This window comes from Pseudomonas sp. 57B-090624 (genome assembly GCF_003234055.1).
GTDB lineage: Bacteria > Pseudomonadota > Gammaproteobacteria > Pseudomonadales > Pseudomonadaceae > Metapseudomonas > Metapseudomonas tohonis.
On the sequence record NZ_QKRU01000121.1, the window covers coordinates 1 to 10,815 of the forward strand.

A 10,815-nucleotide genomic window follows, 5' to 3' on the forward strand; every position below is an offset into this window, starting at 1 on the left:
GGGCGGGGCTGGGGCATGACGGGCTCCCGGTGCGGGGAAATGGCGAAACCTAGCACAGGGTGTTCATCCCCCGCCGTGGCGACAGGGGGATGGGCGCAAGCCTTCAGAACAGGAAATACCGCTGCGCCATCGGCAGCACCTCGGCGGGTTCGCACCAGAGCAACTGGCCGTCGGCCTTGACCTGGTAGGTCTGCGGGTCCACGTCGATGTCCGGGGTGTAGTCGTTGTGGATCAGGTCCTGCTTCTGCACGCTGCGGCAGCCCTTGACCACGGCGATGCGTTTCTTCAGGCCGAGTTGTTCGGGCACGCCGGCCTCCAGCGCGGCCTGGCTGATGAAGGTGATGCTGGTGGCATGGCGGCTGCCGGCGAAGCTTCCGAACATCGGCCGGTAGTGCACCGGTTGCGGGGTGGGGATGGAGGCGTTGGCGTCGCCCATCAGGCTCGCGGCGATGGCCCCGCCCTTGAGGATCAGCGTCGGCTTCACGCCGAAGAAGGCCGGGCGCCAGAGCACCAGGTCGGCCCACTTGCCCACCTCGATGGAGCCCACTTCATGGCTGATGCCATGGGTGATGGCCGGGTTGATGGTGTACTTGGCGATGTAGCGCTTGACCCGGAAGTTGCTGTTGCCGGCGCCGTCGCCTTCCAGCGGGCCGCGCTGCCTGTGCATCTTGTCGGCGGTCTGCCAGGTGCGGGTTATCACCTCGCCCACGCGGCCCATGGCCTGGCTGTCGGAGCTGATCATGCTGAAGGCGCCGAGGTCGTGGAGGATGTCCTCGGCGGCGATGGTCTCGCGGCGGATGCGGCTCTCGGCGAAGGCCACGTCCTCGGCGATGCTCGGGTCCAGGTGGTGGCAGACCATGAGCATGTCCAGGTGCTCGTCGATGGTGTTGCGGGTGAAGGGCCGGGTCGGGTTGGTGGAGCTGGGCAGCACGTTGGAGAAGCCGCAGGCCTTGATGATGTCCGGGGCGTGGCCGCCGCCCGCGCCTTCGGTGTGGTAGGTGTGGATGGTGCGGCCCTTGAAGGCGCCGAGGGTGGTCTCGACGAAGCCCGACTCGTTGAGGGTGTCGGTGTGGATGGCCACCTGCACGTCGTACAGGTCGGCGACGCTCAGGCAGTTGTCGATGGCCGCCGGGGTGGTGCCCCAGTCCTCGTGCAGCTTGAGGCCGATGGCGCCGGCCTTCACCTGCTCGATCAAGGGTTCGGGCAGCGAGGCGTTGCCCTTGCCGGTGAAACCGATGTTCATCGGGAAGGCGTCGGCGGCCTGGAGCATGCGCGCCATGTGCCAGGGGCCGGAGGTGCAGGTGGTGGCGTTGGTGCCGGTGGCCGGCCCGGTGCCGCCGCCGATCATGGTGGTGACGCCGCTCATGAGCGCCTCTTCGATCTGCTGCGGGCAGATGAAGTGGATGTGGGTGTCGATGCCGCCGGCGGTGAGGATCATGCCCTCGCCGGCGATCACCTCGGTGCTGGCGCCGATGGCGATGGTGACGTCGGGCTGGATGTCCGGGTTGCCGGCCTTGCCGATCGCCGCGATACGCCCGTCCTTCAGGCCCACGTCGGCCTTGACGATGCCCCAGTGGTCGATGATCAGCGCATTGGTGATCAGCGTGTCGACCACCTCGGCGGCCAGCAGCTGGCCCTGGCCCATGCCGTCGCGGATCACCTTGCCGCCGCCGAACTTCACTTCCTCGCCGTAGGTGGTGAAGTCCTTCTCGACCTCGATCCACAGCTCGGTGTCGGCCAGGCGCACCTTGTCGCCGACGGTGGGGCCGAACATGTCGGAATATGCCTTTCTGCTGATTTTCATATCTCGGTTCCCGAATAGCTGGAAGCTTGAAGCCAGAAGCTGGAAGCATCAGCCGGCGCGGTCTGCTTCCAGCTTCGAGCTTCCGGCTTTCAGCGCTCTATCAAAGATCGCCCATTACCCTTCCGGCAAAGCCGAACACCCGGCGCGCGCCGGCGAGGTCCACCAGTTCCACCTCGCGGCTCTGGCCCGGTTCGAAGCGCACGGCGGTGCCGGCGGGGATGTTCAGGCGCATGCCGCGCGCGGCGGCGCGGTCGAAGGCCAGGGCGTCGTTGGTCTCGAAGAAGTGGTAGTGCGAGCCGACCTGGATCGGCCGGTCGCCGCTGTTGGCCACGGAGAGCCTCAGGGTGCGGCGGCCGGCATTGAGTTCGATCTCGCCGTCCTGGATCTGGTATTCGCCGGGAATCATGGGAGTCACTCCAGGATGAGTTGCATGAAGGTGAGGTCCAGCCAGCGGCCGAACTTGCGGCCGACCTGGGGCATCTGGCCGGTGGTGGTGAAGCCGAGGCGCTGGTGCAAGCGGATGGAGGCGGCATTCTCGGACTCGATGGCCCCCACCATCACATGCAGTCCGGCCGACCGGGCCCGTTCGATCAGTGCCTGCATCAGCTGCGGGCCGAGGCCCTTGCCGCGCTGGTCGGCGCGCACGTACACCGAGTGCTCGACGGTGTGCTTGTAGCCGTCATGGGGTCGCCAGGCGCCGTAGCTGGCGTAGCCGACCACCTCGCCGGCAGCGTCATGCGCCGCCAGCACCGGGAACCCCGCTGCCGTGCGCTCGGCCAGCCAGGCGCGGCGGTTGGCCAGGTCCACCAGGGTCTCGTTCCAGATCGCCGTGGTGTGCTCCACGGCGTCGTTGTAGATGGCCAGGATGCCGGGCAGGTCGGCTTCGCTGGCGTCACGGATGATCATTTCGGGTCTCCAGGAGGTCGCTCAAGGCCGTAGCGAGCGCAGCATGGGCAAGCGCAGTAGGCATGGGACGACGTCCTCAGGCGATGGGTTGGTGGACGGTCACCAGCTTGGTGCCGTCGGGGAAGGTGGCTTCGATCTGGATCTCCGGGATCATCTCCGGCACGCCTTCCATCACCTGGTCGCGGCTCAGCAGCGTGGTGCCGACGTGCATCAGCTCGGCCACGGTGCGACCGTCGCGGGCGCCTTCGAGCAGGGCGGCGGAGATGAACGCCATCGCTTCCGGGTAGTTGAGCTTCACGCCACGGGCCAGGCGCCGCTCGGCGACCAGGCCGGCGGTGAAGATCAGCAGCTTGTCTTTCTCTCTCGGGGTGAGGTCCATCAGGTACTCCAGATTCGCGGTGGCACGGCTTCGCGGCCGAGCAGGGCAGGGCGCAACAGGCGCCAGAGGTCGATCAGCCAGGCGCGCGCATGCAGGGCTTCGCCGGCCAGGCAGCGGGCCACCAGCAGGCCGGGCAGTTGGGTCAGGTCGCCGCGCACGGAAGAGGACAGTTCGCGGCAGCGTTCCAGCCGCTCCGGGTCGAGCTGGCCGGTGGCGATCAGGGTGGCGAACACCGGTTGCCCGGCGAGGCCGATGGGCGAGTCGAGCAGGCCGTCGTCGCCGCTGATGCGCTGGCGTTCGTGCCACAGGGCACGGCCATCGCGGCGGATATCCAGCTGGGCCTGGAAGTGGCCGCCGGCGAAGCGCTCGCCGGCGGCGGGGCGGCCGAGGGCGACCACGTCCCAGTAGAACAGGCGGGCGTCGGCGGCCAGGTCGATGCGGGTGGACAGCTCGGCCTGGGCGCCGGAGAAGACGATGGTTTCCTGGGGCAGCCATTCCAGGGTGGCGCCGGCTTCGACGCGCAGGGCGAGCGTCTGGAAGGCCGGGCTGCGGGCGCGGTACCACTTGGCCGCGCCGGGGCTGGTGAGCTGGGCCCAGGCGCCGTCGCCTACCTGGGCGGTGATGTCCAGGCGATCACCCCCGGCGATGCCGCCGGGCGGGTGCACGATGATGTGCTGGCACACCTCGGGGCCCTCGGCATGGAGGTGCTTTTGCACCCTCAGGGGGCCGAGGTGGCGGCGCAGCACCGGAATGGTGCGTTCGTCCCGTCGGGCGTAACCCAGCTCCAGCTCGGCGTGCCAGCTCGGCGTGAACAGGGCTGCGGGCAGGTTCATGGCTGTGGGGGCATCCGCGAAATAGTTGACCGACCGGGCAAAGCAAGAGGCGTGCCCTGAACCCATCCGGTGCACGCGCCCGCGGTCAGATCGTCACCAGACCGCGCACGCCCTCGGCCTCCATGTGTTTCCCGCGCCCCTGCTGGATGATTTCGCCACGGCTCATCACCAGGTACTGGTCGGCCAGCTCGGCGGCGAAGTCGTAGAACTGCTCCACCAGCAGGATGGCCATGTCGCCACGTTCGGCCAGCTTGCGGATCACCGCGCCGATCTCCTTGATTACCGAGGGCTGGATGCCTTCGGTGGGCTCGTCGAGGATCAGCAGGCGCGGCCGGCTGGCCAAGGCGCGGCCGATGGCCAGTTGTTGCTGCTGGCCGCCGGAGAGGTCGCCGCCGCGGCGGTGCTTCATCTCCCGCAGCACCGGGAACAGCTCGTAGATGAACTCGGGCACCGCCTTGGCTTGCTGGGCGCTGAAGCGGGACAGGCCCATCAGCAGGTTCTCCTCCACCGTCAGGCGCGGGAAGATCTCGCGGCCCTGGGGCACGTAGGCGATGCCGGCGTGCACGCGCTGGTGCGGCTTGGAAGCGGTGATCGGCTTGCCCTCCCAGTTCACCGCGCCTTCCTTGGCCGGGATCAGGCCCATGAGGCATTTCAGCAGGGTGGTCTTGCCCACCCCGTTGCGCCCGAGCAGGCAGGTGACCTCGCCGACCTTCACCTCGAACGACAGGCCGCGGAGGATGTGGCTGCCGCCGTAGTATTGATGCAGCTGATGGACTTGAAGCACGGTTGAATTCCTCAGTGGCTGCAGCCTCAAGCGCCAAGCTTCAAGCCACAAGAAAAAGCGGGTCAGCATCGTTTTGCAGCTTGCAGCTTGCAGCTTGCAGCTTGCAGCTGGCGCGTCAGCGCCCCAGATAAACCTCGATCACCTGTTCATTCGCCTGCACGTCCGCCAGCGACCCTTCCGCCAGCACATGCCCCTGGTGCAGCACGGTGACGTGGTCGGCGATGCTGCCGACGAAGCCCATGTCGTGCTCCACCACCATCAGCGAGTGCTTGCCGGCCAGGCCCTTGAACAGCTCGGCGGTGAATTCGGTCTCGGCGTCGGTCATGCCCGCCACCGGTTCGTCGAGCAGCAGCAGTTGCGGGTCCTGCATCAGCAGCATGCCGATCTCCAGGAACTGCTTCTGGCCGTGGGACAGGAGGCCCGCCGGGCGGCGTCGCGAGTCCTGCAGGCGGATGGTGGCGAGCACCTCGTCGATGCGGTCCTTCTGCTCGCCGGTGAGCGTGGCGCGCAGGCTGGCCCACACCGACTTGTCGGTCTTCTGCGCCAGCTCCAGGTTCTCGAACACGCTGAGCGCCTCGAACACCGTGGGCTTCTGGAACTTGCGGCCGATGCCGGCCTGGGCGATCTCGACCTCGCTCATGCGGGTCAGGTCCAGGGTCTCGCCGAACCAGGCGCTGCCGGTGGTGGGGCGGGTCTTGCCGGTGATCACGTCCATCAGCGTGGTCTTGCCCGCGCCGTTGGGGCCGATGATGCAGCGCAGCTCGCCGACGCCGATGTACAGGTTGAGGTCGTTGAGCGCCTTGAAGCCATCGAAGCTGACGCTGATGTCCTCCAGCGTGAGGATGGTGCCGTGGCGGGTGTTCAGGCCCTTGCCGGCGCTCTGGCCGAGGCCGAGGGCGTCACGGCCGGTGCCGGCGTCGCTGTTGGGGTCGTAGGCGGGTTCGAGCATGAGTTCGGGTACCGGGGTCGCTCTCATTGATCCTTCTCCTTGCGCAGCAGGCCGAACAGGCCCTTGGGCAGGAACAGGGTGACGACGATGAACAGGGCGCCGAGGAAGAACAGCCAGTATTCCGGGAAGGCCACGGTGAACCAGCTCTTCATGCCGTTGACCAGGCCGGCGCCCAGCAGCGGGCCGATGAGCGAGCCGCGCCCGCCCAGGGCCACCCAGACGGCGGCCTCGATGGAGTTGGTCGGCGACATCTCGCTGGGGTTGATGATGCCCACCTGGGGCACGTACAGCGCGCCGGCCAGGCCGCAGAGCACGGCCGACAGCACCCAGATGAACAGCTTGTAGCCGCGCGGGTCGTAGCCGCAGAACATCAGGCGGTTCTCGGCATCGCGCAGGGCGGTGAGCACGCGGCCGAACTTGCTCTTCGACAGGCGCCAGCCGAGCAGCAGGGCGCACACCAGCAGCGCCACCGTGGCCAGGAACAGCACGGCGCGGGTGCCCGGCGCGGTGATGTCGAAGCCGAGGATGCGCTTGAAGTCGGTGAAGCCGTTGTTGCCGCCGAAGCCGGTCTCGTTGCGGAAGAACAGCAGCATGCCGGCGAAGGTCAGGGCCTGGGTCATGATCGAGAAGTACACGCCCTTGATCCGCGAGCGGAAGGCGAAGAAGCCGAACACCAGGGCCAGCAGGCCGGGGGCGAGCACCACCAGGCACAGGGCCCAGAGGAAGCTGGAGGTGCCGGCCCAGTACCAGGGCAACTCGCTCCAGGCGAGGAAGCTCATGAAGGCCGGCAGGCCGTCGCCGGCGCTCTGGCGCATCAGGTACATGCCCATGGCGTAGCCGCCCAGGGCGAAGAACAGCCCATGGCCCAGGGACAGCAGCCCGGCATAGCCCCAGACCAGGTCCAGGGCCAGGGCGACGATGGCGTAGCAGAGGATCTTGCCCACCAGGGTGAGGGTGTAGGCGGAGACCTGCAGCGGGCTGTCGGCCGGCAGCAGGTGCAGCAGCGGCAGGGCGATCAGCACGGCGAGCACCAGGGCGCCGACGCCCAGGGTGACTTTCGGGCCGGCCTTCTGCGCGGCGGTGAGGGTCAGGGGCTGGTTCATCAGTCGATCACCCGTCCTTTCAGTGCGAAGAGGCCCTGCGGGCGTTTCTGGATGAAGAGAATGATCAGCGCGAGGATCAGGATCTTGCCCAGCACGGCGCCGATCGAAGGCTCCAGGATCTTGTTCGCCACGCCCAGGCCGAAGGCCGCCAGCACGCTGCCGGCCAGCTGGCCGACGCCGCCGAGCACCACCACCAGGAAGGAATCGATGATGTAGCTCTGGCCGAGGTCGGGGCCGACGTTGCCGATCTGCGAGAGGGCCACGCCGCCGAGCCCGGCGATGCCGGAGCCGAGGCCGAAGGCGAGCATGTCGACGCGGCCGGTGGGCACGCCGCAGCAGGCGGCCATGTTGCGGTTCTGGGTGACGGCGCGGACGTTGAGGCCCAGGCGCGTGCGGTTGAGCAGCAGCCAGGTCAGCGCCACCACGAACAGGGCGAAGCCGATGATGACGATGCGGTTGTACGGCAGCACCAGGTTGGGCAACACCTGGATGCCGCCGGAGAGCCAGGCCGGGTTGGCCACTTCGACGTTCTGCGCGCCGAACACCACGCGCACCAACTGGATCAGCATCAGGCTGATGCCCCAGGTGGCCAGCAGGGTTTCCAGCGGGCGGCCGTAGAGGTGGCGGATCACCGTGCGCTCCAGGGCCATGCCGATGGCGGCGGTGACGCAGAAGGCCACCGGCAGCGCCACCAGCGGGTAGAGGGCCAGCAGGTCCGGTGCCAGGCGCTGGAACATCAGCTGCACGATGTAGGTGGAGTAGGCGCCGAGCATCAGCATCTCGCCGTGGGCCATGTTGATCACCCCGAGCAGGCCGAAGGTGATGGCCAGGCCCAGGGCGGCCAGCAGCAGGATGGAGCCCAGGGACAGGCCGCTGAAGGCCTGGCCGAGCACCTCGCCCAGCGCCAGCCGGCGCTTGACCTGGGCCAGGCTGGTCTCGGCGGCGGTGCGCACGGTGGCGTCGGTTTCCACCGACGGGTCGAGCAGCGCCTCGAGGCGGGTACGGGCCAGCGGGTCGCCGGTCTCGCCCAGCAGGCGCACGGCGTTGAGGCGGATGGCCGGGTCGGGGTCGACCAGTTGCAGGTTGGCCAGGGCCAGGCTGAGGGCATCGCGCACGGCGGAGTCGTCCTCGGCGACCATGCGCTGGTTGAGCAGCGGCAGTTGCGCGGGCTTGGCGCTCTTCTGCAACTGGCGGGCGGCCTCCAGGCGTGCGGCGGGTTCGGCGGCGAGCAGCTGGTGGCTGGCCTGGGTGATGATCAACAGGCCGCGCAGGCGGTTGTTCAGGCGCAGCTTCTTCGGCGTGGCGGCGGGGGCGGCGTCGCCCTCGGCGGCCTGCCAGGTGCCGTCCTGTTCGAAGTAGGCCAGCTTGGCGTCGATGGCGAAGCGATTCTGTTGCAGCGCATCGAGCAGCGGTTGGCGCGCGGCGTCGGGCTGGGCGGCCCAGCGTTCCAGCAGCTTGGCCTGCTGGCTCGGATTGGCGGCAGCGAAGTCGTTGGCGTCACCGGCCCGGGCCGCCAGGGGCAGCAACAGGGCCAGGGACAGGAAGATCCGGAGAAGGCAGGTGGGCATGGAGAGGGAGGCTCCGTTATCGGCGGGGACCGGAAGCTGGAAGCTGGAAGCTAGAGGCTGGAAGCTAGAAGCTAGAAGCTAGAAGCTAGAAGCTGGAAGTGAGGTACTTCAGGCTTCCGGCTTCCGGCTTCAGGTTCAGGCTTCCGGCTAAGACTTCCGGCTTAGTTCTTCACCGCATAGTCCGGCTTCTTGTCGTTGCCGGGGATGAAGGGGCTCCAGGGCTGGGCGCGCAGCGGGCCTTCGGTCTGCCACACCACGGAGAACTGACCGTCTTCCTGGACCTCGCCGATCATCACCGGCTTGTGCAGGTGGTGGTTGGTCTTGTCCATGGTCAGGGTGTAGCCGGACGGCGCGGCGAAGGTCTGGCCGGCCATGGCTTCGCGGACCTTGTCGACATCGGTGGTGCCGGCCTTCTCGACCGCCTGGGCCCACATGTGGATGCCGACGTAGGTGGCTTCCATGGGGTCGTTGGTGACGGCGGTCTGGTAGTTGGGCAGGTTCTTGGCCTTGGCGTAGGCCTTCCAGTCGGTGACGAACTTGCTGTTCACCGGGTTATCCACGGATTCGAAGTAGTTCCAGGCGGCCAGCTGGCCCACCAGCGGCTTGGTGTCGATGCCGCGCAGTTCTTCCTCGCCCACGGAGAAGGCCACCACCGGGATGTCGGTTGCCTCGATGCCCTGGTTGGCCAGCTCCTTGTAGAAGGGCACGTTGGAGTCGCCGTTGACGGTGGAGATCACCGCGGTCTTGCCGCCGGCGGAGAACTTCTTGATGTTGGCGACGATGGTCTGGTAGTCGCTGTGGCCGAAGGGGGTGTAGACCTCTTCGATGTCCTTGTCCGCCACGCCCTTGCTGTGCAGGAAGCTGCGCAGGATCTTGTTGGTGGTGCGCGGGTAGACGTAGTCGGTGCCCAGCAGGAAGTAGCGCTTGGCGCCGCCGCCGTCTTCGCTCATCAGGTATTCCACCGCCGGGATGGCCTGCTGGTTCGGTGCGGCGCCGGTGTAGAAGACGTTGGGCGAGAGCTCTTCACCCTCGTACTGCACCGGGTAGAAGAGCAGGCCGTTGAGCTCCTCGAACACCGGCAGCACGGATTTGCGCGACACCGAGGTCCAGCAGCCGAAGACCACGTCCACCTTGTCCTTGGTCAGCAGCTGGCGGGCCTTCTCGGCGAACAGCGGCCAGTTGGACGCGGGGTCGACCACCACCGGTTCCAGCTTCTTGCCGTTGATGCCGCCCTTGGCGTTGATCTCGTCGATGGTCATCAGCGCCATGTCCTTAAGCGAGGTCTCGGAGATGGCCATGGTGCCGGACAGCGAATGCAGGATGCCGACCTTGATGGTCTCGGCGGCCTGCAGGGAGAAGGGGAACAGGCCGGTCAGCACCAGGGCGCTGGCGGCGAGGGTCGATTTCAGGAAGGGACGGCGTTTCATGTAGAGCCTCCTTGGCTGTCCATGCAATGACAGTGGGATGGGACCGAAATGGGGTCATCAGTACGGTCATCTGTACTGCTGTCAGTGCATTGGCAGCATCCGTGCCAAGGGCGCTAAAGGCTTGATTCAGAGGGCTTCGCGGGTTTTTTCGGCGAATTCGTCGGAATTCGCCGCGCTCCATTGCGGTGCGCGGCGGCAAGCTGAACGGTCGGTCAGGTAGCGGGGTGCACGCTTTCAGGGCGCCAGGTAGTTCTTCACCCCGGTGAAGATGATCTGCGCGGCGAGGGCGCAGACGAACAGGCCCATCAGGCGGCTGACGATCTGCAGGCCCTGCTCGCCGAGGATGCGTTCGATGCGGTTGGAGAGGTAGAGCACCACGCCGACGGTGGCGCTGGCGAAGGCGATGGCGACGAGGGCGGTGAACTTGTCGTTCCAGTGCACGTGGCCGGCGCCCATCACCAGCATGGCGCCGATGGTGCCGGGGCCGACGGTGAGGGGGATGGTCAGCGGCACGATGGTGACGTCCTGCTGGACGTTGTCGGCCTGCACCGCCGGCTTGCCCTGGGCCATGCCGAGGGCGGAGATGAACAGCACGGCGCCGGCACCGATGCGGAAGGCGTCGATGGTGATGCCGAAGACGTTGAAGATGGCCTGGCCGAACAGGTACAGCAGGGCGCTGGCCACCAGGGTGCCGAGGGCGACCTTCCAGGCGAGCTTCTTGCGCTCCTTGACCGTGTAGCCTCGGGTCAGGCCGATGAAGCAGGAAAGGACGAAGAAGGGGCTGTAGAGCACCAGCATCTTCAGGTACAGGCTGAACATCATGGAGAGCATCGGGCGGGCTCGTGAGGGGTGAGTGCTGTGATTGTAGGAGGTGCCGAGGGTTGCGCCCGTTGATCCGGGTCGCCCTGGCGAGGGGCAATCATACGCCGGCACGCCGCCAGATGTGGGGTGCGTCGTGTCAGCGCGAGGGCGTGGTGTAGAGCGGGCGTAGAGCGGGCGTAGAGCGGGCGTAGGGTGGGCGTAGGGTGGGCTTCAGCCCACCGCTCTCCCAGGCTCATCGGC

11 protein-coding genes are annotated in these 10,815 nt (G+C 67.4%); all 11 read right to left on the minus strand.

The window, feature by feature from the left end:
• Positions 1-103 precede the first annotated feature (103 nt).
• The 11 genes from ureC to DMX10_RS30890 all read right to left on the minus strand — a co-directional run bounded on the left by ureC (position 104) and on the right by DMX10_RS30890 (position 10,584).
• The gene (gene ureC, locus DMX10_RS30840) at positions 104-1,804 is read right to left on the minus strand and encodes an urease subunit alpha (protein ID WP_111264668.1); all 1,701 of its coding nucleotides are present in this window, start codon (positions 1,802-1,804) and stop codon (positions 104-106) included.
• 100 nt (positions 1,805-1,904) lie between these two features.
• Positions 1,905-2,210: an urease subunit beta gene (locus tag DMX10_RS30845; protein ID WP_111264669.1), complete on the minus strand. Its 306-nt coding sequence runs from the start codon at positions 2,208-2,210 to the stop codon at positions 1,905-1,907.
• 5 nt (positions 2,211-2,215) lie between these two features.
• Positions 2,216-2,710: a GNAT family N-acetyltransferase gene (locus DMX10_RS30850; protein ID WP_111264670.1), complete on the minus strand. Its 495-nt coding sequence runs from the start codon at positions 2,708-2,710 to the stop codon at positions 2,216-2,218.
• Positions 2,711-2,786: 76 nt separating this feature from the next.
• Positions 2,787-3,089: an urease subunit gamma gene (gene ureA, locus DMX10_RS30855; protein WP_111264671.1), complete on the minus strand. Its 303-nt coding sequence runs from the start codon at positions 3,087-3,089 to the stop codon at positions 2,787-2,789.
• Positions 3,089-3,922, minus strand: a complete 834-nt coding sequence (locus DMX10_RS30860; RefSeq protein ID WP_111264672.1) for an urease accessory protein UreD — start codon at positions 3,920-3,922, stop codon at positions 3,089-3,091. The genes ureA and DMX10_RS30860 overlap by 1 nt, the downstream gene beginning before the upstream one ends.
• 85 nt (positions 3,923-4,007) lie before the next feature.
• Positions 4,008-4,706 carry an urea ABC transporter ATP-binding subunit UrtE gene (gene urtE / locus DMX10_RS30865; RefSeq protein WP_111264673.1) on the minus strand — a complete coding sequence of 233 codons (699 nt, stop codon included), beginning with the start codon at positions 4,704-4,706 and terminating at the stop codon, positions 4,008-4,010.
• Positions 4,707-4,821: 115 nt separating this feature from the next.
• Positions 4,822-5,682, minus strand: a complete 861-nt coding sequence (gene urtD, locus DMX10_RS30870; RefSeq protein ID WP_111264674.1) for an urea ABC transporter ATP-binding protein UrtD — start codon at positions 5,680-5,682, stop codon at positions 4,822-4,824.
• Positions 5,679-6,758: an urea ABC transporter permease subunit UrtC gene (gene urtC, locus DMX10_RS30875; protein ID WP_111264675.1), complete on the minus strand. Its 1,080-nt coding sequence runs from the start codon at positions 6,756-6,758 to the stop codon at positions 5,679-5,681. The genes urtD and urtC overlap by 4 nt, the downstream gene beginning before the upstream one ends.
• Positions 6,758-8,326, minus strand: coding sequence for an urea ABC transporter permease subunit UrtB (gene urtB, locus DMX10_RS30880; protein ID WP_111264676.1), 1,569 nt, complete (start codon positions 8,324-8,326; stop codon positions 6,758-6,760). The genes urtC and urtB overlap by 1 nt, the downstream gene beginning before the upstream one ends.
• Before the next feature lie 161 nt (positions 8,327-8,487).
• Positions 8,488-9,753, minus strand: a complete 1,266-nt coding sequence (gene urtA / locus DMX10_RS30885; protein ID WP_111264677.1) for an urea ABC transporter substrate-binding protein — start codon at positions 9,751-9,753, stop codon at positions 8,488-8,490.
• Positions 9,754-9,987: 234 nt separating this feature from the next.
• Positions 9,988-10,584: a MarC family protein gene (locus DMX10_RS30890; protein WP_111264678.1), complete on the minus strand. Its 597-nt coding sequence runs from the start codon at positions 10,582-10,584 to the stop codon at positions 9,988-9,990.
• Between the last annotated feature and the right edge of the window lie 231 nt (positions 10,585-10,815).